Source organism: Salinivibrio sp. ML198, from assembly GCF_001996015.1.
GTDB classification, from domain to species: Bacteria; Pseudomonadota; Gammaproteobacteria; order Enterobacterales; family Vibrionaceae; genus Salinivibrio; species Salinivibrio siamensis.
In genome coordinates this window covers 48,806-72,159 of sequence record NZ_MUEZ01000016.1, presented here as the reverse complement: position 1 = coordinate 72,159, position 23,354 = coordinate 48,806, and the positions used below count along the sequence as shown (strand labels likewise).

Sequence of the window (23,354 nt, the reverse complement as noted above, 5' to 3'; positions counted from 1 at the left end):
TTCGAAGGCAATTGACTGACGGCCTTTTCGGCTGGCGGAAATACTATGCCGCGGGAGGTTGTTCAGGCAGTGCTAACTTTAACGCTGTACGTGAGACATCACTCGCGGCTTTTCCCTGATCAAGCTTATCCAACACATCAGCCAAATACGCATAGTCGGTGACGTCGGCACGATACTCCAGGGCTTTCTCAAAGTGGCTGCGCGCATCTTGCCATTTTCCCGACTGCATAAGCAGTTGCCCAAGGGCGCTGTGAAGTACAGGGTTGCGGCTATCTTGCGTGAGCAACTCTTCCAGCATCACCACCGCGGGGTAGTTATCTGGCAATTTTAGCGTCGGGATCAGGGCAATCAAGCGATCATCGGTGCGCTTTTTCAAGGCCTCGCGTAGCAGAATGTAGGCTTCTGAGTCGGCATTGCGCGCCGCCAGATGTTTGACTAACCCCGCTAAGAGTGAAGGCTGGTTGCGTTTGGCTTTAGGGAGTTGGTTCCAATGCGCCAGCAGTCCCTCGGTGCCTTGTTGACTGGCGACATGGGCCATTACACCTAGCTCAGCTCGCTCGTGTAGGGCATCAAATTGCTCATGATCAAGCAGTTGAGCCTTTTTCAAGGTGGGCAGAAGGTTAAGAAGCGCTGACCAATCTTCTAGATGAATATAGGTGTCTTTTAGCAGCGCCAGCATCACCGGGTTGCGAGGATGCTGACGTTTAATCGCACGCAACGAGGCCAAGGCTTCTTCGTGCTGACCACTTTGGCTATGGAGCTGCGCACGAGTCAGGGCGAGAGCCAAGCTATTGGCGTTAAGATCAGCGGCTTGCTGCAGGTATTGGTCACGCGCCTGCAGGTTTTGTCGCTGTTGTGCCGCCTCCGCGGCAGCCAATAAGTTATGCATAGGCGCATCGCTGTGAGGCCGGGCTTTGGCGAGGAGTTTTTCGGCTTTTTTCCACTCCCCTTCGCGTAACTTAATTAAGCCAGTTTGGGTTTGTTGGCGCGCTTTGCGTTGCTTACGGCCGGATAACCAGCCTGTTGCGGTGCTGCTGATGGATAAAAGCTTTCTCAGTAGCCACTCCAGTGCCCATAATACCGCGATTAACATGCCAATCAGTACCAACAAGGTGGTAACACTCATTTCCAGTGTTTGTTCTGCCGCGGAGATCAAAACATAACCTTGCTGTCCGGCTAATTGAGGGCCAACCACCAGCCCTGCCGCCAGCACAAGGACGAGCAAAAGCAACCTAATCATGATTGGCCTCCTGTCAGCGGTGCAATGTCTCGACGCAGTCGGGTATTAATTTCATCACTGACTAGCGACTGGCTTTTCAGTTTTTGCGGCAGGTCGACGCCAATGGTTTGTTGGTTCAGCTCGTCAAGCTGCTCGACAAAGCGGCGAGTGGCATTGGCGTCTTGATTATAAAAGCGCAGTGTCCAGTCTTTTCCCATCTCTAGCGCTTCGTGATACAGGGTATCATTGCCTTCATACACGGCGCGCATTGCTTGATCGAGTTTGTTTTTTAAATTTTCTTGCAGGTAGTAGCTTTGGGTGGGTGATAACAAGGGCACCACGTTGCCGTCACGTTTGCGGTAGGTGACAAAGTTATCGACAAAGTCTTTGACTGAAGTGGTGAGGTTACTTTTCCAGTCATTCACTGACTCAGAGACAATAGGCGTGTCCACCGCCTCGGCGTCGGGAATGACCGCGCTGGCAAGCGGAAGATTTTCGACCCGCTGTTGCATGCTGGTCAAGCGCAGTACAATCCCATCTCTATCAACCCGTTTCACCGCCTTTAACGCGGTGATATCGTCAGCCATCGCCTGGCGAATCGGCATCAAGGACGGGTCGTTGAGCTGAGCAATGCGGTGATCGGCCGCTTCCATCAGGGCAGTGGCGCTTTGTGCATCTTGTTCGAGCCAAATTTTACGCCCAGCCATTCGGATCAGATAGTCGGCTTCTGCCAGTAACCAGTCATTGGGACGTCGGCCTTTCACTTCAGCGACGGCTTTTTGCAAGCTAGATAAACTGCTGTCCTGCTGGTTCAAACGTGTTTGAGTGGTGGCTTTCAGTTGCTCTCGCGCTTGTTCTGCCGCTTGCTTTTGTTGGTTAAGATCTTGTTCAAGGCGCGAGATATGAGATTGTTGCGCGGATACGGTGTTTTGCAACACGGTGGCTTGCTGGTGGCCATGATAAAATACCCAGCCACTGGAGCCGAGGGCTAAGGCGATGGCGATAGCGCCGAGTAATATGCCGCCACGTCCCCCCGATGAGGTTTGGCTGGCTTTTTCAGGCGCCGGCGCATCTGTCGCGTGGGTCTTGGGTGAAGATGGCGTGGTGGCCTTGCTTTGTTTGGTGTCGGTATTTTTGTTGTCAGTCATCCGAAAGTCCCGTTTTACTTAACCTGAGCAGCGTGTTAACCAGTGCATCATTGGCCACGCTGTCAACGGTCGTAATCGTGTCAAAACCAAGCGCAGTGGCTTGATCTTGAATCCTTTTACTGGGCACCAGTATACGGCATTGGCGCAGCCAGTGCTGTCCGCTCAGTGTGATAAGTTGATCAAAGTAGGCTAATTGTTGGCCACTGGTGATAACGACTGTGTCGATAGCGTCATGCGGCCAGCTTACTACTTGCGATACTAAAGGCTCAATCGCCCATTGTCGCCGATAGGTCTCGCAATAGTGAACTTGTGCGCCTTGTGCTTGTAACGTTTGCCCCATCATATCGCGTCCACTCTCCCCGCGCAGAATCACCACTTGCGTCCCTGTCACGGCACTAAAAGGAGCAAGTGTAAGCATGCCTTCGCTGTCTTCTCGGGTGGGGGTCAAGATAGGCTGCCCTGAGACGGCCTGCCACTCGTTGGCAGTGCGTTGCCCAACCGCGACGTAGTGACAGTCAACAGGCCACCTCCCGTTTTGGTGTTGCAAGGCTTGATGAGCAAATGCCACGGCGCGCGGGCTCACTGCGACCAAGATGCTACCGGAAGGCAGTGAGACGAGCAGACTGGCCAGAGACGGTAAGCCTCGCCCCGGCGTAAAACTGACCAGTGGACAGGGGATCGCCGCTAGCCCTTGCTGGGCGAGTAGGGCGACTAACTGACTGCAGTCTGGCTCGGGGCGAACAACAACCGTGGTCATGCGTCGTCTTGATAAAGCTTATCCAAGATTTGACGCGCGCCTTGAGCAAGAAGCTGCTCTGCCAAATCGGTGCCGAGCTGTTCGCCTTTTTCAAGCGGGCCCGTGACTTCGCCACGTAAAATGGTGGAGCCGTCAGGTTCGCCGACCAACGCACGTAGCCAGATTTTATCGCCTTGAATGTCTGAATAGCTACCAATCGGGACCTGGCAGCCGCCCTCTAGGCGGTTGTTCATTGCGCGCTCACATAAGACGCGCTGCGTGGTGCTGGCATCAGACAAGGGCGCGAGCAAGGTGCGAATGCGTTCATCATCAAGGCGACACTCAATCCCTACGGCGCCTTGGCCGACGGCGGGTAGAATGACTTCTGGTGGGATTTCGCTGCGAATGCGTTCATTCAAACCTAATCGTTTTAAGCCAGCGGCAGCGAGGACAATCGCATCGTACTGGCCGTCATCGAGTTTACCGAGGCGTGTCCCCACGTTGCCCCGTAATGTGTTAATGACCAGATCAGGACGACGCTCGCGCAATTGACACTCGCGGCGCAGGCTAGAGGTACCTACCACCGCGCCTTCAGGTAAGTCGTCAATGCTGTCGTAGTGATTGGAGACAAACGCATCACGTGGGTCGCCGCGTTCACAAATCGTGACCAGCCCTAATCCTTCGGGGAATTCAACCGGGACATCTTTCATTGAGTGCACCGCAATGTCTGCGCGGCCGTCGAGCATGGCTTGTTCAAGCTCTTTAATAAACAAGCCTTTACCACCGATTTTCGCCAAAGGCGTGTCCAGAATCACGTCACCTTTCGTGACCATCGGCACCAGTTCAACCGTTAGCCCCGGGTGAGAGCGCTCTAATGCGTCTTTAACAAATTCAGCTTGCCAGAGAGCCAAAGGGCTTTTGCGCGTGGCAATGCGTACAGGCGTTGAGTACATGGTTTGTTTTCCTTCTTGGTTCATAACACCCATCGTAACATTGGCGCTGGACGACTCGTAATCTCTGCCATGCGGTTTGGCGATTTATGACGGCGTTATGGTCATATAGGTGAAAAAATGTGATCGATAGCGTATTATTTGCGCAAATAATGAGATCTGAAGGCGGCAATATGGCTGACTTACGACTAAGGTAGTAGAGCAAAAAAGTTGATATTGGTCTCAAAAAGCACCTATAGTGCGATGTTGATACCACCACACAGGCATCGGGGTTATTGGCTTTACCCGAGTTGTCGAGAGTGTTACATTGATCACGTTTTGTTATCTGCAATTGGGCGGATACGGTGAAGACAGTAACGTCGACCTGTTGACCGGGATGTCAACGAATCTGGATGATTGCCTTGCAAACATACGTAGAACAGCAAACTGAGCGCATAGAAGCGTTTAACCGCGTGAGAATGGATCGCGCGCGGTCCGCGATGAGCCGTCAGGCGCAAGCTATCTTTGATGTGCTGCCAGTGCTTTTACATCTAAATCACCCCGCATTACCCGGGTTTTGTGGCGACAGCGTGCCTTTCGGTATTGCTGATTACGCGCTCGATGAGACACAACGAGAGTTTGTCTCTGATTGCCTGATCCACTCAAACACCCGCTTCTCTTCTTTAACCGCCTGCGTGGAAGGTCGTGAGCGCCATCCGATCAAAGGCATGTATACCATGGGCAGTACCGGCTCGATGGGGCAAAGCCTCACCAGTGATCTCGATATTTGGGTGTGTATCGATGCCTCTGTAACGGCCGCTCAGCGCGATAAGCTTGATGCCAAATGCATGGCGATCTCGGAATGGGCGTTAAGCCAAGGGATAGAAGCCAATTTTTTTGTGGTTTGTGAGGGGCGCTTTCGTCATCATCTCTCCCAAGCGATGACCAGCGATAACTGTGGCACCAGCCAGCATTTCCTTTTGCTGGACGAGTTTTATCGCTCCTCTATGCGACTCGCCGGGCAAAAGCTGTTGTGGTACATGGTACCACCAGAGATGGAAGGCTGTTATGAAGAGTACGTCGACACACTGGTAGCCGAACATGGCCTTGACCGTCGTGATTGGGTCGATTTTGGCGGCCTGCCGACCATCCCGGCCGAAGAATATTTTGGCTCGAGTTTGTGGCAGCTGTATAAAAGCATTGATTCGCCGTATAAGTCGGTGCTCAAAGCGATTTTGCTCGAGGCCTACTCGTGGCAGTATCCCGGCACCCAGCTTTTGAGTGTGGATGGCAAACGCCGCTTCTATGCAGGCTGGGTCGATGTGTATCAATCTGATGCTTATTATCTGATGCTGGAAAAAGTCACCCGTTACTTGGAGTCGATTGGTGACACGCGCCGTTTAGATTTGGTTCGTCGTTGTTTTTACCTTAAAACCCATGAGAAATTGACCCAGTCCCCAGCGACTGGTTCGGTCGCTTGGCGCCGCGAAGTGCTGCGCTTATTGGCGCGTGAGTGGGGCTGGGATGAACAGGCATTGGCGTATCTCGATAATCGTCGCCATTGGAAAGTCGAGGAAGTACAGCACGCCCACAATGAATTGCTTGATGCTTTGATGCAAAGTTATCGGAACCTGATCCGCTTTGCGCGCCGTAACGACATTACATCCGCGATTAGCCCGCAAGACATCAGCATTCTCGCCCGCAAGCTCTACGCGGCATTTGAAGAGTTGCCGGGTAAAGTCACCTTGCTCAACCCGCAAATTTCGCCAGACTTACACGAACCGGATCTCACCTTTATTCAAGTACCGGAGGGGCGCACTAATGCGCCGGGATGGTATTTGTATAAGCACTCGCTTGATCCGGTCGATATCATCGGTCGTGCCCCACTTGAGCACAACAGCTACCTCTCCAAGCTGGTCGCTTGGGCATTTTTCAATGGGCTGCTAACAGAGTCTACACGCCTGGATACCGTGGTACGCGACGCCGATGTTGATATTGATACCTTGTATCAGCTGGTCAGTGATATTCGTAATACCTTCTCGCTCAACCCTCCACGTCCGACGCTGGATGCGTTGTCGAGCCCATGCGAAATCCGTCAGCTCGCCTTGTTTGTCAACCTGGAGCACGATCCGACATCAGCCTACAAAAAGCCGTCGATGCGCTTTGATTTTAAAAATAGCGATATTTTTAGCTATGGCCCTGAACAAACCTGCTTGGTGGGGAGTGTTGACCTCGTTTACCGCAACTCATGGAACGAAGTGCGCACGCTCAATTACCGTGGCGACGATGCCATTTTGGAAGCGCTAAAAACCATGTTGGGTAAAATGCACCAGGATGCGGTGCCGCCTGAGTCAGTCGATGTGTTCTGTTATTCGAGCAAAATGCGCGGTTTAATCCGAAACTTGGTTTACCAACTGGTGGCTGAGTGCATTGAATTACGTTTAAAGCCGGTTGAAAAAGAGAAGCGTCGTCGTTTTAAAGCCTTACGCATCGGCAAGCAAACTCATGGTTTGTTCTTTGAGCGTCGTGGTGTGTCAGTCCAGCGGTTGGAAAACTCGGTCGACTTTTATCGCTGTATTTCCACCAACAAGGTAAACGGCACGCCAGTGATGGTGGTGGATAATCCGCAGGATGTGCATCCGCCGGAAGTCGTGGATGCGTATGCCAGCGAGGGCTTAGTACAGTTTTTCTTTGAAGATTGTACCAATGGTTACAACCTCTATATTCTCGACGAGAACAATCGGGTGGAAGTGTATCGCCAGTGCAGCGGGGATAAAACCGAAATGGTACAGGGCGTAAACCGTTTTTATACCTCGTCCCACGACCGTTACAGCTACAGCGCGAACTTCATTAACTTTAATTTGCCGCAGTTTTATCAGATTGTCACCGATGACGGGGGCGACACCCAAGCCTTGCCCTTTAAATGTGATGGTCAGTGGCAGCCACCACGTCCGCCTTCTCAAGGCGGGTTTACCGGGCAAGTCGCATCATTTAAGTGAGCATAAGCGCCCGAGCCGCGGGCGCTTATGCGTGACCATGTATCACCAAGAAATAGGTTCGCCAGCGTGCTTGCTGCACTCTTGCTGAACTAAATCCATCAGGATCAAGCCGGTTTTGCTGCAGGTCCACTCGCCGTCTTTGAGGGCGAAGTGGAACCCACCACTTTTTGACGCCACCCAAATTTCTTGCATGGGCTCTTGGCGATTAATGATGATCTGGCTGCCATCATCGAACTCCAGCGTCATCACGTTGCCAACGCTCTCATAATCGATGTCGGCGCCTGAGTCATCGATACCTTCTTCAATGGCCTGCATTTGTAAATCGACCAACTGATGATATTCCGTTGTGTTCATCCCGTTACATCCTATTGCTTTTCATGGTTGTGATGCGATTATAGAGGGCATTGACTCGATAATCACTGGCATTCACTATGCGAAAACTCGTCATTTTACTGATGTTCACTGGCATCATGACACTGACCGGCTGTGGCCAACAAGGGCCCCTGTATTATCCGGACCAACAACCGACGCAAAATCAATAACCAACGACGACAGGGAAGAGCACCTTGGACTATTTCAATTATCAGGACGACGGCCAGCTGTGGGCTGAATCACTGCCCTTGACCCAACTGGCCCACGACCACGGCACGCCCTTGTACGTATACTCGCGTGCCACCTTTGAGCGCCATTGGCACGCGTTTGACCGCGCCGTGGGCGACCACCCGCATTTGGTGTGTTATGCCGTTAAAGCGAACGCCAATATTGGCGTATTAAATGTGCTGGCACGCTTGGGCTCAGGGTTTGATATTGTCTCTCAAGGTGAGCTTGAGCGCGTGCTCGTCGCCGGTGGTGATCCCGCGAAAGTGGTGTTTTCTGGCGTGGGCAAAACGGCCGCAGAGATGCGTCGTGCGCTGGAAGTAGGCATCAAGTGCTTCAATGTGGAATCTCACTCTGAACTCGATCGCTTAAACCAAGTGGCGGGCGAGTTGGGTGTGCAAGCGCCGATATCGCTGCGTATTAACCCCGATGTGGATGCCAATACTCACCCTTATATTTCTACCGGGTTGAAAGACAATAAGTTTGGCATTGCCTTTGATCAAGCGCTGACGAGCTTCCGTTATGCGGCCAGCTTGCCACACCTTAAGGTCGAAGGTATTGATTGCCATATCGGCTCGCAGTTAACCGAGCTAGCGCCTTTTATTGAATCCACTGACCGTTTGCTGGCGCTGATTGATACCTTGGGCGATGAAGGCATTTCTATTCGCCATCTCGATGTGGGTGGCGGCTTAGGCGTGACCTACAGCGACGAGAAACCGCCGCAGCCATCGGAATATGCCAAAGCGCTGTTGGCGCGTTTGGACAATCATCGTCATCTTGAGCTGATTTTTGAGCCGGGCCGTGCGATTGCTGCCAATGCAGGGGTGTTGCTGACCAAGGTCGAATTCCTCAAGCACAGTGAGCACAAAAACTTTGCCATTATCGATGCGGGGATGAACGACTTAATTCGTCCGTCCCTGTATCAAGCCTATCAAGAGATCATTCCCGTGGTGCCGCGCGACGGTGAACCGCAAACCTATGATTTGGTTGGCCCGGTGTGTGAAACGGGTGACTACTTAGGTAAAAATCGCTCGCTGGTGTTAGAAGCAGGCGATTTGCTGGCGGTGCGCTCAGCCGGCGCGTATGGCTTTGTGATGGCGTCAAACTATAACTCACGCTGCCGTCCTGCCGAAGTGATGGTCGATGGCGACCAGGCACACCTTGTGCGCGAGCGCGAGAACTTGGCGTCGTTATGGCAGCTTGAACAGCGCCTACCAGAATAAGGATTGGCATGCAGGTACAGTTTGCAAAAATGCACGGACTGGGCAACGACTTCATGGTGGTTGACTGTGTCACGCAAAACGCGTTCTTTTCGCCGGATCTGATTCGGCGTCTGGCCGATCGTCATCGTGGGGTGGGATTTGATCAGCTTTTAGTGGTTGAGCCGCCCTACGATCCCGAAACAGACTTCCACTACCGAATTTTTAACCCTGACGCATCGGAAGTCTCGCAATGCGGAAACGGTGCGCGCTGCTTTGCGCGCTTTGTGCGAATGAAAGGCCTGACTAATAAGCATCAGATCAGCGTGAGCACCCAAGCCGGTAAAATGCTGCTGCACATTGAAAACGACAATCAAGTACGCGTGAACATGGGCGAGCCGGAGTTCACGCCGGGAAAAATTCCGTTTCGTGCCAACTCGCAAGAGAAAACCTACTTAATGCGGGTGGCGGAGCAGACCTTATTTGTTGGCGCCGTGAGCATGGGCAACCCGCATGTGGTGACCGTGGTTGAGGATGTCGACCACGCCGACGTGGACACCTTGGGGCCGTTACTTGAAAGTCACGAACGCTTCCCTGAGCGGGTCAATGCCGGCTTTATGCAGATCCTTTCACGCAATGCGATTAAGCTTAGAGTGTACGAACGCGGTGCCGGCGAAACCCAAGCCTGTGGCAGTGGCGCGTGTGCCGCGGTTGCGGTCGGGATTATACAAGGCGTGCTGGATGAGCAAGTAACGGTGAGTTTACCCGGTGGAGATCTACGCATTCGCTGGCGTGGGCCGGGCCATCCCTTATCAATGACAGGCCCAGCGACACATGTATTTGATGGACAATTGCAATTATGAATGATGGGGTAGAAGCCTCGACACTGGAAACCATGCCACTAAGCGACGAGGCGGTGGCGGCGTATTTAAAAGACAATCCAGATTTTTTTATTCGCCATCGCGATTTGCTGACGCAGCTGACCGTGCCACACGGTGAGCAAGGCGCGGTATCGCTGGTGGAGATTCAACTCAAGCGCCTGCGTGAGCGGGTGGCGGAGTTGGAAGAAGACATTACCCAACTGATGAGCCTGGGGGCGAAAAACGATGCGCTGTTTCGAGCTTTTGCTGAAGCGCATCAGGCACTGTTGCGTGCCAACACGCCACAGGCGGTGCAAGCGGCGTTAACGGCACTTAGCAAGCAACTGCAACTGACCGTCAGTTTACGGGTATATGCGCCTATCGATGGGCTGCAGACCATCTCGCGTCAGGCGGTGGATCAATTAAAAAGCCATCATTTTGCTGGTCGTCGTTGCTATCTTGGGCGCTTACGCCGTGTGGATGCAGAAGCGGTGATGGCAACGCCACCGGAGCTAGGCTCTTTTGCGCTGGTACCGATTAAAGGGGAAGGCAAAGAGTGGGGACTGTTGAGCTTTGCAAGCGCAGATGGCGGGCACTTTCAACCAGACATGGACACCCTTTTTATCGAACAGCTGGCCTCGCACTTGGCCATATTATGCAGCCAATGGGCGAAAAAGGGTGAGCGTCAGTGACAGCGGTAACGCCTGACCAAGCTGCTCCCCGTTCACTGACGGTCCCGCTCGACCGCTTTTATCAATATCAGCTCAGCGAACGGGGCCTTAGTGCCCATACGCAACGCAATTATCAGCGCCAGTTAGATAAGATTGTCGACTTTCTGACCGCGCGGGGTATCGCCCATTGGCAAGACGTGGATGCGGATTGGGTGCGACAAATTTCGAGCCAAGCCAAACGCGATGGCCTTAAACCGGGCAGTATTGCGTTGCGGCTGTCCGCACTGCGCAGCTTTTTCGACTACCTCGTTCTCACCGAGCAGCTCGCGGCTAATCCGGCCAAAGGGGTCGCCGCGCCTAAGCAAGGGCGTCAGTTGCCGAAAAACCTTGATGTGGATGAAATGAATCAACTGCTCGAGGTGGATCAAGACGACCCGCTGTCGGTGCGTGATCGGGCGATGATGGAGCTGATGTATGGCGCAGGATTGCGTTTAGCCGAGCTGGTTGATTTAAACGTGCGTGATGTCTCGGTACGTAAAGGGGATTTGCGTGTCACCGGTAAAGGGGAAAAAGAGCGCATCGTGCCTTTTTCCGGCATGGCCAAAACTTGGGTAATGAACTGGCTGAAAGTGCGTAACCAGCTCCTCAAAGGGCCAGAAGAGGCGCTATTTATCTCTAAACTTGGCCAGCGAATTTCGCACCGTAGCGTGCAAAAACGTATGGCGGAGTGGGGACAAAAGCAGGCGGTGAATAGCCACATTAATCCTCACAAACTGCGTCATAGTTTTGCCACTCACATGCTGGAGTCGTCCGGGGATTTGCGCGCAGTGCAAGAGCTGCTCGGCCATGCCGATTTAAGTACCACACAAATCTATACCCATTTGGACTTTCAACACTTGGCGAAAGTATATGACGCGGCGCATCCCCGTGCCCGCAGCACAGGGGCTAGCAAACCTCGCGCAGGTAAAAAAAACAACTCGGAGTCGTGATATGAAATTTTATCGTCGCTTAAACGCGTTTGATGCGGTGAGTTTTGACTTGGATGATACCTTGTACGATAACTGGCCGGTGATCGCACGTGCGGAGGCGGCGCTAAACGACTATTTGAGTGAGCACTGCCCGCCGCTCGCCGCGCTTGATAAAGCCACACTTGCGGGATTTCGCCGCCAAGCCCGTGACCAGAACCCTGCCCAACGCTTTGATGTTACCGCGATGCGGGTTGCCCAGCTGACGCTTGCCGGTGAACATGTTGGTTTAACTGCGGAGAAGGCGCGCGCACAAGCCCAAGCGGCGACCACCTTCTTTTGCGGATATCGCAGTGACTTTACTCCGCCGGCGCAAAGTTTGGCTTACTTAAAAGCCTGGTCCGAGAAACTGCCATTGGTGGCCATCACCAACGGTAACGTCGACACCGATGCGATTGGCCTGACGCCGTTTTTCCAGCATATTTTCCGTGCCGGTGAACACGGGGCGGCCAAGCCGAGTCCAGAGATGTTTGATAAAGCTGCGCAGGCCTTAGGCATCGCCCCGGCGCGTATTTTACATGTGGGCGATCACTTAAGTTCGGATGTAGCTGGCGCGCGCCAAGCGGGCATGCAAGCATGTTGGATCCGCCCAGAGCGCCAATCCCCCATGATGCATAAAGGACGCACCTTACCGGATGTGGCGATCGACGATTTATCTGAGCTCGATACCCTTATTCAGCAACGGCACCGCTAATGGGTGCCGCTTGGTTTGCGGGTTAGCCAGTTATCGAGGTTAAGCCAACCCGGCCCCCACACACTGACCACCAACAAGATCACGCCCCACATAATGTGGTCATCATAGCCACGCTCCCATAGCAGTGGGTAGGAGGCGACCGCGACGATGTTGAACACAAATAACGCCAACGTCATTGGCCGTGCGAGCAGGCCCAAAGCAACAAATATCGGCAAAATCAGCTCCGCCGCGGTCCCTAAATAAGCGGCCAGCTGCCACGGCAGCAACGGCACTTGATACTCATACTCGAACAGGTATAGGGTGCTGTCCCAATTTTGGTATTTGATCAGCCCGGATTGAAAAAAAATCCACGCTACATAGACGCGACCCACCAGAAGAAGTAGCGGTTGCAGTGGGGTAAGCGCGCGGGCGAAGGTGTGATTGATTGTGGTTAGCCACATGGCTTACTCCTTAGCATTGCAGGCAGTCGTTGGGGTGGTAAATGCATTCATGGCCGCGAGCTCAGACACACATGCCAGTTGCGTCTCTGACAGGGCGCCTAATGGAGTGTGTGGGCAGGCGTTGAGCACACTGACATGATGGGTATTGAGCGCGTACCAATGCACCTTGTCTTGGTTAGCAACCAGTAATAAAGCTTGCGGCTTCTCGACCACCAAGCCTTCGAACTGCTCCGTGGCGATCGCTTGCCACACGTCACTGACTGCGTAGTCGCTTTCAAATAGACGCGCTTGATGGTTGAGCGGTAAACAAACCTGCGCTTGTTGCTCAGGGCTTAGCGACGCGAGCGCGCTGCCTTCAAACGCCGGAGAGGGAGGGGTGAGAGTGAGCACCACTTGCGCCCACTCAAAACGGGCAAGTTCGGCGCAACAAGGCACGGGCTCGATAATATTGGGCAGGACGCGCAAGGTCGCATCGAACTGTGCGCCATAGTCTTCCATCACCCCGGTTTGCGGGGGATGCACCATCGCATGATGACGCGCTACCGCATCAAAACACGCCTCACCCAGTAGTGCACAGGTCTTGGGATACACGCATTTTAGCGTGTCAGTGAGGGTGATCACATAATGGTTGCGATAAATCTGCAATCGCTTGTCAGCGGCAACGCGACCATCTTTTATCGGCAGCGGCTGAGGGTCATCTCGCAATGTGGCAGCAAAGGCCTGCTGCAAGGTTGCCAGCGTCATACCGCCTCCTTATGTCGAGCCAGTCGGTGGTGGGCTTTGGCTGCTTCTGCTAACAATCGCTCGGGCGCGGGCAAGTCGCTATCCCACTCAATGAGGGTGTGGCGAGGGCCGTGGCGGTCAATCCACTGTTGATAGAGCGTCCACACCGCCTCGCTAACCGGCTGGTTATGGGTGTCTATCCAAATTTCTCCTGCGGGGGTGTGTTTGACGGTAAACCCAGCAAGGTGAATTTCTTTCACCGCATGGGCGGGAATCGCGTCAAGGTAGGTGCTGGCGCTGAAATCATGGTTAAACGCGCTGACATGAACGTTATTTAAATCGAGCAGTAAATCGCAGCCCGTGCGAGCGTGTACTTCGGCGAGAAAGTCCCATTCGTGGTAGTCACCCTGAGCAAAGCTTAAATAGCTCGATGGGTTCTCAATCAGCAGAGGACGCTGCAGCGCGTCTTGAACCTGTTGCACATTGGTGCAAAACACCCGCAATGCCTGCTCGGTGTAAGGGAGGGGGAGTAAATCGTGAAAGTGCTGCCCGTCTATCCGGCTCCAACTTAAATGGTCAGACACAAACAGTGGCTCGACGTGTTTGACCAGTGTACACAATTTGTCTAAATGTGCCCGATCAAGCGGCTCGTCGCTCCCCAGCGATAATCCCACGCCATGACAGCTGATGGCGTAATCCTCACGTAACCGCATCAGGGTTGAGAAGGCAGGACGGTGGGGACGGAAATAGTTTTCACTGTGAATTTCTAACCAGCCAAGCTTTGGGCGATATTGGTCGAAGTAGGCGAGATGTGGTTGTCTGAGCCCCACGCCGGTCAAAACGGTTGCCTCATCCATGGTTGCTCCTTGTAGTCAAATGACAAAGCCCGGGGTTAGCCCGGGCGCGCCATATCACGATGACGAGGTACTGCCGCCGGCTAAGCGATCGCATAAGCCTTTTGGTACCATCACAAACGCATCTTTTTGGCCGTCTTCGGTGGAGGTGCCCGCGCAGGAGCTGGTGTTGGTGGCGCAGTCATTTTGTCCGGCTTTGGCGACGCCATAGCATTTTTCTTTTTCTGCCGCATGGGCCGGTGCGCTAGTGAGTGTGGTCGCGCCTACGGCCAGCAATCCTGTGACAGCGGCGGCAACCGCTAGGTTAGTATGTTTCATCATGCTTCCTCTTCTTGTTCCGTGTTGGTGTTATCAGCCCACTGATTGGTGGTGGGCATATAAACCAAGATAGGAAAACACTGCGCAATCTTTCACCACTTAAGCGATTTTTTGCGTGCTGGTGGCTAACCTGCTGAATTATTGTTTAAAAAAGTTGCGTCGGGATCGGGCGCGCAATTTAGTGGCGAGCTGGTATAATCGCTAACCAGTGTATAAATACCCAGTAAAATGGCAGGTGGCGATGGACGTATCAACTCTTCTTGACGGACTCAACGACAAACAGCGTGAAGCCGTGGCCGCGCCGCTCGGCAACCATTTGGTGTTGGCAGGTGCTGGCAGTGGTAAAACCCGGGTGCTGGTTCATCGTATGGCTTGGCTGATGCGGGTCGAAGAGGCATCGCCGTTCTCGGTGATGGCGGTCACCTTCACCAACAAAGCGGCAGCGGAAATGCGCGGTCGTATCGAGCAATTGATGCAAGGCACCGCCTCTGGCATGTGGTGTGGCACCTTCCACGGCATTTGCCATCGTATTCTCCGTGCCCACTATTTAGACGCCAACCTGCCACAAGACTTCCAAATTCTTGATTCAGACGATCAGCAGCGTTTGCTACGTCGGTTAATTAAAGCGCAAAACTTGGATGAAAAACACTGGCCCGCCAAGCAAGCGAGTTGGTATATCAATGGCAAAAAAGATGAAGGCTTGCGCCCCAAGCACATTGATACCCGCCATGATCCGGTTGAAAGTACTTGGCTGCGGATTTATCAGGCTTATCAAGAAGCCTGTGATCGCGCCGGTTTGGTGGATTTTGCCGAGATCTTGCTGCGAACGTTAGAGTTATTGCGCGATAAAGCGGTGATCCGCGAACACTACCAAGCGCGTTTCCAGCACATTTTGGTGGATGAGTTCCAAGATACCAACAACATCCAATATGCGTGGCTGCGTATGATGGCCGGCCAACAGGCGCATGTGATGATTGTCGGTGACGACGACCAATCCATTTACGGTTGGCGTGGCGCGAAAGTCGAAAATATTCAGCGTTTTCTGGATGATTTCACCACCCCGCAGACCATTCGTTTGGAGCAAAACTACCGCTCAACCAGTACGATTTTGCAAGCGGCGAACACCCTGATTGAAAACAATGCCGACCGGATGGGCAAAAGCCTGTGGACCGAGGGCAAAGAGGGTGAGCCCATCTCTGTGTATGCCGGTTTTAATGAGCTGGATGAAGCGCGTTTTGTGGTCGGGAAAATCAAAACCTGGCAAGACGAAGGCGGCGCGCTCACCGACAGCGCGATTTTATACCGCAACAACGCCCAATCTCGGGTGCTGGAAGAAGCCTTAATTCAAGCCGGTCTCCCTTATCGTATCTACGGCGGCATGCGCTTTTTCGAACGTCAGGAAATCAAAGATGCGCTGGCCTATTTACGTTTGATGGCGAATCGCAATGACGATGCGGCGTTTGAGCGGGTGGTAAACACGCCCACTCGGGGGATTGGTGATCGCACCCTTGAGACGCTTCGTGGCGCGGCGCGCGATCGTGGCCAAACCTTATGGCACACGGCCGAGCAAATCTTGGCAGAAAAAGCACTGGCAGGACGCGCAGCCAATGCGCTGGGCCGGTTTATCGAGCTGGTCAATGCGCTAGAAGATGACACCCGTGACATGGCACTGTATCAACAAACCGATGCGGTGATCCGTCACTCCGGCTTGCGCGCCATGTACGAGCAAGAAAAAGGTGAAAAAGCGCAAGCGCGTGTCGATAACTTGGAAGAGTTGGTGACGGCTACGCGCCAATTTACGCCTCCTGAAGAGGCGGAAGCGGAAGGGATGACACCGCTGTCGGCGTTCTTGGCCCATGCCGCCCTTGAGGCCGGTGAAGGCCAAGCGGACGAGTTTGATGATGCGGTCCAATTGATGACCTTACACAGTGCCAAAGGCCTCGAATTCCCCTTAGTCTTTATGGTCGGGGTGGAAGAGGGTATGTTCCCCAGCCAGATGTCAGCCGAAGAAGCGGGCCGCTTAGAAGAAGAGCGTCGCCTTTGCTATGTCGGCATGACGCGAGCGATGGAAAAGCTCTATCTGACCTACGCAGAAATGCGCCGTGTGTACGGCAAAGATATGTTCCATAAGATCTCGCGCTTTATTCGTGAGCTGCCCGAGGCCTGCTTGGAAGAAGTGCGGATGCGTGCCAATGTCTCACGCCCTGCCGCAAGCGGTGGCCGTTTTTCCAAAACGCAGACTCAGGAGAACTTTAACCAAACCGGGTTTAGTTTGGGTCAGCGGGTTCAACACCCTAAATTTGGTGAAGGCACCATCATCAACTTTGAAGGCAGTGGCGGACAAAGCCGCGTGCAAGTTGCCTTTAATGGGGAAGGGATTAAGTGGTTGGTGACTCAGTACGCCAAACTGGAAGCGCTTTAAGCTCGACCGGTTAACGCCAAAAAACGCCCAGCCTCGGCTGGGCGTGTTGGTATTTATCCTATCACCTGCGTTTTTCAGCTGCATCGTTAGCCGAACACGCCGGCTTGCCAAACGACCGCGCCACCTAGCAGCAAAAACAACAACGCACACAGGCCATCGATAACTGGGGCGACTTTGGTGAGCACTTGCTGTACGCGACTGCCTGATAGCAGCCAGGCGAGTGACGAAAACCAGCCTAATGAGAGCAGAAACACCACCGCCACGGCCATGGCTTTGCCGCTGGCAGACATGCTGGCCGGCACCAAGGTACTCATCAACGAAATAAAAAACACCAAGGCTTTCGGATTAAAAAGGTTGGTCAGCACCCCTTTCCAAAAGGCCTGTTTTTGGCCGCGTACCGCAGGCGCATCATTGGCGGTTTGCACTGGCGCTGTGGTGGCGGCGAGCAAACCTTTAATCGCGCTAAGACCTAAATACATCAGCACACTGCCCCCTGCCACCTGCACCCACATAAACAGTTGCGGGTGCTGATGTACCAACAGGCTGATGCCGGTAATGCTCAGTATTGTGTGCGCCAAAATACTGAGCGATAACCCCAGCGCAATCGCCAAGCCAGTGGCACGGCCATAACGGGTCGCATTTTGGAGCACCAAGGCAAAGTCGGGCCCGGGACTGAGCAGCGCAACCATATGTACCCCCGCCAGCGTGGCGAGAATAGCGAACTCATTCATCCTGATTTTCCTGCTGACAAAGGCGTGGTCTCTATCTTGGCTTCTTGCTGTCGTTTCGCTCGATAGGCATCAAAGCTAAATATCGCCAAGGCGGCCCAAATAAAGGCAAAGGTGGTGGCTTTATCTGGGGTAAAGGGTTCGTCATACAAGCCGACGGCAAGTAAAAACATTAAGCTGGGGCCGATATATTGGAAAAAGCCCAATACCGTCAAGGGTAAGCGGGTGGCGGCGCCGGTAAAGCACAGTAAAGGCACCGTCGTGATCAAACCGGCAGCGGCCAGTAGCATATTCAGGCTGATGGGATTATCGAGCAGGTTGGCGCTGGGTGTATCGGCAAACTGCCACAGATAAATCAGCGCAACGGGCAAGAGTGTGCAGGTCTCCACAAACAAACCCGGCACCGCAGGGAGATTGATTTTTTTGCGCAGTAAGCCGTAAATCGCAAAACTGTTGGCCAGCACCAACGCAATCCAAGGCAGTGAACCAAAGGTGATCAGTTGTACTAATACCCCTACCAACGCTAGCGCGGCCGCAAGCCACTGTAGACGGCGGAAACGCTCACCAAGAAAGATCATCCCCAGCGCTACGTTCACCAGTGGATTAATGTAGTAGCCAAGGCTGGCATCTAGCATGCGGTTATTGACAATCGCCCAGATAAAAATCAGCCAATTACAGCCAATAAAGCAAGAGGTGAGCATCAACATCAACAGCTTTTTCGGCTCGCGGATAATCGGCTTGAGCTGATAAAAACGACGGGTGAAAAAAAGCAGTAATGCCAAAAAAACAAACGACCACAATACCCGGTGCGCTAAAATTTCCGGCGCCGGAATATGGTTGACCGTTTTAAAGTACATGGGGGCGATACCCCACATAATGTAGGCCGCAAGGGCCAGTAACACGCCTTGGCGTGTGCGTTTTGGATCAGGAATCACAGCGCAGTCTCGTTATAAGTGTCGGTCAGGGATGAACACGAACGTGTGCATGTTGCCTAGATGTAACAAGTTGTAAGGGCGGGCGCAAGCACCTTTCTCTGTGCTCAGGGTTTCATCGCTTACGGGGTGTCGGTAGAATGAGCGCCAGTTTGAGTAATGAGCTTGATTATGTCCGCCACCCCCGCCCATGCCGATGCGTCAACCGAAACTGACGTCGCTACCGCTGATCCTGCCATGAGTCCTGCCCATCAGGTACTCAAAGCAGTGTTTGGTTATCACCAGTTCCGCGAGGGTCAGCAAGCGGTGATTGATGCGGCGATTGCGGGGCGTGACGCCTTGGTGATTATGCCGACCGGGGGCGGGAAATCACTGTGCTATCAGATCCCTGCGTTGGTGCGCACTGGCTTGACCGTGGTGATTTCACCTTTGATTTCATTGATGAAAGATCAGGTTGACCAGCTTAATGCCAATGGTGTTGCCGCGGCGTGTTTAAACTCAGCGATGACGCCTGAGGCGCAAGCGGACACCTTGCGCACGTTAAATCAGGGGGAGGTGAAGCTACTCTATGTGTCGCCTGAGCGCGCGTTAGGGCGCGACTTTATCCATCGCTTAACGGAGTGGCAACTGGCGTTGATTGCGGTCGACGAAGCGCACTGTATTTCCCAATGGGGCCATGACTTTCGCCGCGAATATGCCTCTTTAGGCCAGCTCAAACAGCACTTTCCTGATGTGCCTGTGATGGCGCTGACAGCCACCGCGGATGCCACCACGCGCGAGGATATTTTATCCCGCCTTGCTCTGCACGATCCCTTGGTGCATCTGGGTAGCTTTGACCGCCCTAACATTCGCTACACCTTGCTGGAAAAGCACAAACCTTTGGCGCAATTGGTGCAGTTTCTGAGCGGTCAACGCGGCCAATCAGGGATTGTCTATTGCAATAGCCGTAAGCGGGTTGAGCAGGTCACTCAAAAACTGTGTGATAACAATATGCTCGCCGCTGCCTACCATGCGGGAATGAGCACTGAGGCGCGCGGCTCTGTGCAAGAGGCGTTTCAACGTGACGATGTCAACATTGTGGTGGCGACTGTGGCGTTTGGGATGGGGATCAATAAGCCCAATGTCCGCTTTGTGGTGCACTATGATGTGCCGCGCAATATTGAATCTTACTACCAAGAAACCGGCCGAGCAGGGCGAGATGGACTGCCGGCTGAAGCGGTGTTGTTGTATGACCCCTCCGATATGGGATGGCTCCATCGCTGCTTGGAAGAAAAGCCGGATGGGCCCCAAAAGCAGGTCGAAAGCCATAAACTGACCGCGATGGGCGCGTTTGCTGAAGCGCAAACCTGTCGCCGTTTAGTGCTCCTAAACTACTTTGGCGAGCATCGCCAAACCCCTTGTGGCAACTGTGATATTTGTCTCGACCCACCCACCCATTTTGATGGCACCGAACAAGCACAAAAAGCGCTGTCGTGCGTGTACCGTGTTAACCAAAGCTTCGGGGTTGGATATGTGGTGGAAGTGTTGCGCGGGATGCAAAATCAGCGCATTAAAGATCATGGTCACGACAAGCTCTCTACCTATGGCATCGGGCGAGAGTGGAGCCATGAATACTGGGTGAGTATTATTCGCCAATTGATCCACCGCGGTTATCTGGTGCAAAACATTGCCCGTAGTTCGGTGCTGCAGTTGACCGAACAAGCGCGACCATTGCTGCGCAGCGAGATTGCCCTCGAGCTGGCGGTGCCGCGTATTGGCCTCAGCCCTCGCACCAAAGCCAACAAGCTGAGCCAGCGCCATTACGATAAAAAACTGTTTGCCAAGCTGCGTAAGTTACGGAAAGCCATTGCTGACGAAGAAGATATTCCGCCTTACGTGGTATTTAACGATGCCAGTTTGATGGAAATGGCCGAGATGCTGCCGTCATCTCAAGCAGAGCTCCTGGCGGTGAGTGGCGTGGGGCAGCGCAAGCTAGAAAAATTCGGCGATGCATTTTTGGACTTAATTGATGATCATCTCAGTGTGAGTGAATTTGGTTATGGTACCGAGTAACTGGCAACTGATGGCGTCCGACGGCGCCTTGGCGTTTTATCAGCCGCAGCTGGATGCGGATAATGCTAAAGAAGTCTGTCAGCCATTGTTAGAAACCCTCGCAGCCTCTGTGCTTGAGTGGCAACAAGACGCTGACATGATGACCTGGCTGATTGATTTTGAAGGCACGCGCTTGATGCTTAAAGCGGCACATTATACCCAGAGCGTGTGGTTAGAAGCGCTGGATGAGGAGGGCGACGAGGTGATTAGCTTTTTGCGCCGCTGGTGGACGCGTCATCCGCCTCTCTAAATTGCACTGGCACCGTCGATTGATTGCTGTATAATTCGCCACCTCGCGCTACCTGCAGACAGGTAGCTAAGTTTTTTGGGTTCCCTCGCCCCCAATAACAAAAAGGTGCACTATGAGCCACTTTTCTCTTGCTCAGCAGCGTAAAGCGCTGGGCTACCTCGTGATTTTTCATTTACTGATCATTGCCTCCAGCAACTACTTGGTGCAGATCCCCTTTACGGTATGGGGGTTTCATACCACGTGGGGAGCGTTTACCTTTCCGTTTATTTTCTTGGCGACGGATTTAACGGTCAGGATCTATGGTCCAGCATTGGCACGCCGTATTATCTTGCTGGTCATGGTACCTTCGCTGCTGATTTCTTACGTATTATCCGTCTTGTTTTACCAAGGCAGCTATCAAGGCATGGAACAGCTGGGTACGTTTAATCTCACCGTTGCGCGAATTGCGATTGCCAGCTTTATGGCTTATCTGCTCGGCCAGATCTTAGATATTCATGTGTTTAACCGGTTACGCCAGCAACGCCAATGGTGGGTCGCGCCGAGTTGTTCTACCTTGTTTGGTAATGCGTCAGACACGCTCGCGTTCTTTGCGATTGCGTTTTACCAAAGCCAGGATGCCTTTATGGCCGAGCATTGGGTTGAAATTGCCTTGGTAGACTATGCCTTTAAGCTGATTATTAGCTTGGGGCTGTTTATTCCTATGTATGGGGTGTTACTCAACTTGATTATTCGACGAATCACACAGGTGACGCCGTCGGCGACGGTACAGCAAACGTCCTAATTAGTAGCAGAATAAAGAGTCGCATCGCGGCTCTTTTTTTACATCAATGCGGGGAGGTGAGATGGAAATTCGTGCTGGGCACTTAGAGGAGGCGGTAACGGTGCTTAACAGCGTGCCCGAGTTGGATGCGGGTGTATCCTTGGAGCAATGCCACGCGCGATTAGCCGGACGCACGGCATTGGTATTGGTGGGATATCTACACGGTGAGCCTGTGGGGGCGAAAATAGGCTATGCCACCAGTGAGACCCAGTTTTATAGCTGGCTCGGCGGAGTGACCAAAGCGGCCCGTGGCAAAGGGGTGGCGAAAGCGCTACTCAAGGCTCAAGAAGCGTGGGTTGATGAGTCGGGTTATCAAACGCTTGCGGTTAAATCACGCAACCGCTTTACCGCGATGGTGTGCATGCTGGTTTGTCATGGCTATCAGATTGTGGCGTTGGAGGAAAAGGGTCAGCCTGCTGACTATCGCCTTTATTTTGAGAAGAAGATCAATAATTGAGCAGTGAATGCAAAATAATCGCATTTTCTTCTTGATGAACGATAATGAGAATGGTTATTATTAACTTGCACTCAGGGCAAGCCCACATGCTTAACCCTGAAGGCACGACATTGCTCACATTGCTTCCAGTGTATTAGCGGGGCGCTTATCAGACAGTGATTAAGTTAGCCTATTTTTGCTAGGCGACACCTCTCGGGGTGTCGCTTTTTTCTTTTCTGGGCAAGGGCTTTTCGAACCTGGGTTGTTGGTGTGATGGCTGTGGGTGCAATGACAGTTTGATGACAGTGAGAGAGTCTGCGCACAAGATCAACAAATGAAAAAGATTCTCAATTAAGTGTTGAAAACGGTAATGAGAATGGTTATTGTTAACTTGTCTTCAGGGCCAAGCCCACATGCTCAGCGCTGAAGGCACGACATTGCTCACATTGCTTCCAGTGTATTGGGGCCAGCAAACTGTTACTAAGACAGCTTTGACTTTGCGCTCACTTGTTATAGCGACGCCCATCTCGGCGTCGCTTTTTTCTTTTCTCTTCTTTGTCTCTTTGTGGATGAGCGTGGCTTAGGCGAGCTCAACCAATTTTTTTACCATACGATTGATACCAACGGCCGCATCAGTGACGGATGTCGCGAGCATATAGGCGGGGGTGGAAAGCAGATGGTGACGTTGGTCTAACACATAATCCGATACCGGACACTCTATATGTTCACCGCCCATACGGTTAAAGGCGGCGGCGATATCGGGCTCATTACCAATGGTGCCTTTGACGCCTTTCGGGTAGATCTGCGGGATCATAATAGGGGCAATACACATATAGCCAGCAGGCTTCTCGGAACGGGCAAAGGCCTGACACACCGCAAACATATCTTGGTGCACCTGAACCGGATCGCCATTGTAGGCAAAATCCGACAAGTTTTTCGCTGCCCCAAAGCCCCCGGGAACCAGTAAGGCGTCGAAGTCATCGGCGTTCAGATCGGTCAGCGGAAGAATATCTCCACGTACAATGCGGCTGGCTTCAGTGAGCACATTACGCGTTTCGCTCATCGCCTCGCCAGTACGATGGTTAATGACATGGTGCTGATCGATATCTGGCGCAAAGCACTGCCATTGGGCATCGTTTTGCTCAAGGGCAAGTAGGGATAACACAGTTTCTTGGATCTCGGCACCGTCAAACACGCCGCAGCCAGATAAGATCACAGCAACCTTTTTCATGACGCTCTCCTTGTATCGGCATTTACAATATT

Annotated in this window: 24 protein-coding genes; 12 read left to right on the top strand and 12 right to left on the bottom strand. The window is 53.0% G+C overall.

Annotated features, from left to right (window positions below; translation table 11 throughout):
• Positions 1 to 43: 43 nt before the first annotated feature.
• Genes BZG25_RS12095 through hemC form a run of 4 tightly spaced genes read right to left on the bottom strand, consistent with a single transcriptional unit; the run spans position 44 to position 4,056 of the window.
• Positions 44 to 1,240, bottom strand: a complete 1,197-nt coding sequence (locus BZG25_RS12095; RefSeq protein ID WP_046074476.1) for a heme biosynthesis HemY N-terminal domain-containing protein — start codon at positions 1,238 to 1,240, stop codon at positions 44 to 46.
• Entirely contained in the window at positions 1,237 to 2,367 is a 1,131-nt protein-coding gene (locus tag BZG25_RS12090) for a uroporphyrinogen-III C-methyltransferase (protein ID WP_046074475.1), read from the bottom strand. Before BZG25_RS12090 ends, BZG25_RS12095 begins: the two co-directional genes overlap by 4 nt.
• Positions 2,360 to 3,124, bottom strand: coding sequence for a uroporphyrinogen-III synthase (locus tag BZG25_RS12085; RefSeq protein ID WP_046074474.1), 765 nt, complete (start codon positions 3,122 to 3,124; stop codon positions 2,360 to 2,362). The genes BZG25_RS12090 and BZG25_RS12085 overlap by 8 nt, the downstream gene beginning before the upstream one ends.
• Positions 3,121 to 4,056: a hydroxymethylbilane synthase gene (gene hemC / locus BZG25_RS12080; RefSeq protein WP_046074500.1), complete on the bottom strand. Its 936-nt coding sequence runs from the start codon at positions 4,054 to 4,056 to the stop codon at positions 3,121 to 3,123. The genes BZG25_RS12085 and hemC overlap by 4 nt, the downstream gene beginning before the upstream one ends.
• Before the next feature lie 389 nt (positions 4,057 to 4,445).
• Between hemC and BZG25_RS12075 the strand changes: the two genes are divergently transcribed.
• Positions 4,446 to 7,031 carry a class I adenylate cyclase gene (locus BZG25_RS12075; RefSeq protein ID WP_077579519.1) on the top strand — a complete coding sequence of 862 codons (2,586 nt, stop codon included), beginning with the start codon at positions 4,446 to 4,448 and terminating at the stop codon, positions 7,029 to 7,031.
• Between the two features lie 42 nt (positions 7,032 to 7,073).
• On the opposite strand, the gene cyaY is transcribed toward BZG25_RS12075, so the two are convergent.
• A complete protein-coding gene (cyaY, locus tag BZG25_RS12070) occupies positions 7,074 to 7,385 on the bottom strand; it encodes an iron donor protein CyaY (RefSeq protein ID WP_046074472.1) in 312 nt (103 codons plus the stop codon).
• 77 nt (positions 7,386 to 7,462) lie between these two features.
• Here cyaY and BZG25_RS15905 point away from each other — a divergent pair, with 77 nt between their 5' ends.
• Genes BZG25_RS15905 through BZG25_RS12040 form a run of 6 tightly spaced genes read left to right on the top strand, consistent with a single transcriptional unit; the run spans position 7,463 to position 12,077 of the window.
• Positions 7,463 to 7,573: an LPS translocon maturation chaperone LptM gene (locus tag BZG25_RS15905; RefSeq protein ID WP_046074471.1), complete on the top strand. Its 111-nt coding sequence runs from the start codon at positions 7,463 to 7,465 to the stop codon at positions 7,571 to 7,573.
• Between the two features lie 24 nt (positions 7,574 to 7,597).
• Complete coding sequence (lysA, locus tag BZG25_RS12060) at positions 7,598 to 8,851, top strand: diaminopimelate decarboxylase (RefSeq protein ID WP_046074470.1); 1,254 nt, start codon at positions 7,598 to 7,600, stop codon at positions 8,849 to 8,851.
• A gap of 8 nt (positions 8,852 to 8,859) precedes the next feature.
• Positions 8,860 to 9,690 carry a diaminopimelate epimerase gene (gene dapF, locus BZG25_RS12055; RefSeq protein ID WP_077579518.1) on the top strand — a complete coding sequence of 277 codons (831 nt, stop codon included), beginning with the start codon at positions 8,860 to 8,862 and terminating at the stop codon, positions 9,688 to 9,690.
• On the top strand, positions 9,687 to 10,379 hold the full coding sequence (locus BZG25_RS12050) for a DUF484 family protein (protein WP_077579517.1): 693 nt from the start codon (positions 9,687 to 9,689) through the stop codon (positions 10,377 to 10,379). Before dapF ends, BZG25_RS12050 begins: the two co-directional genes overlap by 4 nt.
• Positions 10,376 to 11,347: a tyrosine recombinase XerC gene (xerC, locus tag BZG25_RS12045; RefSeq protein WP_077579516.1), complete on the top strand. Its 972-nt coding sequence runs from the start codon at positions 10,376 to 10,378 to the stop codon at positions 11,345 to 11,347. The genes BZG25_RS12050 and xerC overlap by 4 nt, the downstream gene beginning before the upstream one ends.
• Position 11,348: 1 nt before the next feature.
• The gene (locus tag BZG25_RS12040) at positions 11,349 to 12,077 is read left to right on the top strand and encodes an HAD-IA family hydrolase (RefSeq protein ID WP_157891182.1); all 729 of its coding nucleotides are present in this window, start codon (positions 11,349 to 11,351) and stop codon (positions 12,075 to 12,077) included.
• Here BZG25_RS12040 and BZG25_RS12035 read toward each other — a convergent pair.
• From BZG25_RS12035 to BZG25_RS12020, 4 genes are read right to left on the bottom strand one after another with little or no spacing between them, the layout of a single operon-like run.
• A complete protein-coding gene (locus BZG25_RS12035; RefSeq protein WP_046074465.1) occupies positions 12,074 to 12,517 on the bottom strand; it encodes a DoxX family protein in 444 nt (147 codons plus the stop codon). The genes BZG25_RS12040 and BZG25_RS12035 overlap by 4 nt on opposite strands.
• A 3-nt stretch (positions 12,518 to 12,520) precedes the next feature.
• Positions 12,521 to 13,261: a DNA-binding domain-containing protein gene (locus tag BZG25_RS12030; protein ID WP_077639137.1), complete on the bottom strand. Its 741-nt coding sequence runs from the start codon at positions 13,259 to 13,261 to the stop codon at positions 12,521 to 12,523.
• Complete coding sequence (locus BZG25_RS12025; protein WP_046074464.1) at positions 13,258 to 14,097, bottom strand: DUF692 family multinuclear iron-containing protein; 840 nt, start codon at positions 14,095 to 14,097, stop codon at positions 13,258 to 13,260. Before BZG25_RS12025 ends, BZG25_RS12030 begins: the two co-directional genes overlap by 4 nt.
• A 54-nt stretch (positions 14,098 to 14,151) precedes the next feature.
• The gene (locus BZG25_RS12020) at positions 14,152 to 14,412 is read right to left on the bottom strand and encodes a DUF2282 domain-containing protein (RefSeq protein ID WP_046074463.1); all 261 of its coding nucleotides are present in this window, start codon (positions 14,410 to 14,412) and stop codon (positions 14,152 to 14,154) included.
• A gap of 241 nt (positions 14,413 to 14,653) precedes the next feature.
• Here BZG25_RS12020 and uvrD point away from each other — a divergent pair, with 241 nt between their 5' ends.
• Positions 14,654 to 16,834 carry a DNA helicase II gene (gene uvrD, locus BZG25_RS12015; protein ID WP_069360776.1) on the top strand — a complete coding sequence of 727 codons (2,181 nt, stop codon included), beginning with the start codon at positions 14,654 to 14,656 and terminating at the stop codon, positions 16,832 to 16,834.
• A gap of 86 nt (positions 16,835 to 16,920) precedes the next feature.
• Here the strand turns inward: uvrD and BZG25_RS12010 are convergent, their stop codons facing one another.
• Complete coding sequence (locus BZG25_RS12010) at positions 16,921 to 17,565, bottom strand: LysE family translocator (protein ID WP_077579513.1); 645 nt, start codon at positions 17,563 to 17,565, stop codon at positions 16,921 to 16,923.
• Positions 17,562 to 18,494, bottom strand: a complete 933-nt coding sequence (rarD, locus tag BZG25_RS12005) for an EamA family transporter RarD (RefSeq protein ID WP_077639140.1) — start codon at positions 18,492 to 18,494, stop codon at positions 17,562 to 17,564. The genes BZG25_RS12010 and rarD overlap by 4 nt, the downstream gene beginning before the upstream one ends.
• Positions 18,495 to 18,731: 237 nt before the next feature.
• On the opposite strand from rarD, the gene recQ reads away from it, so the two are divergent.
• From recQ to BZG25_RS11985, 4 genes are all read left to right on the top strand, one after another.
• Positions 18,732 to 20,546, top strand: a complete 1,815-nt coding sequence (recQ, locus tag BZG25_RS12000; protein ID WP_198531505.1) for an ATP-dependent DNA helicase RecQ — start codon at positions 18,732 to 18,734, stop codon at positions 20,544 to 20,546.
• Entirely contained in the window at positions 20,533 to 20,835 is a 303-nt protein-coding gene (locus tag BZG25_RS11995) for a DUF3630 family protein (RefSeq protein WP_046074460.1), read from the top strand. The genes recQ and BZG25_RS11995 overlap by 14 nt, the downstream gene beginning before the upstream one ends.
• Before the next feature lie 112 nt (positions 20,836 to 20,947).
• Positions 20,948 to 21,616 (top strand): 7-cyano-7-deazaguanine/7-aminomethyl-7-deazaguanine transporter, encoded by a 669-nt coding sequence (locus BZG25_RS11990; RefSeq protein WP_046074459.1) that lies wholly within the window; start codon positions 20,948 to 20,950, stop codon positions 21,614 to 21,616.
• 61 nt (positions 21,617 to 21,677) lie between these two features.
• Positions 21,678 to 22,112 (top strand): GNAT family N-acetyltransferase, encoded by a 435-nt coding sequence (locus BZG25_RS11985; protein WP_077579512.1) that lies wholly within the window; start codon positions 21,678 to 21,680, stop codon positions 22,110 to 22,112.
• A 559-nt stretch (positions 22,113 to 22,671) separates the two neighbouring features.
• Here the strand turns inward: BZG25_RS11985 and elbB are convergent.
• A complete protein-coding gene (gene elbB, locus BZG25_RS11980; RefSeq protein ID WP_046074457.1) occupies positions 22,672 to 23,322 on the bottom strand; it encodes an isoprenoid biosynthesis glyoxalase ElbB in 651 nt (216 codons plus the stop codon).
• Between the last annotated feature and the right edge of the window lie 32 nt (positions 23,323 to 23,354).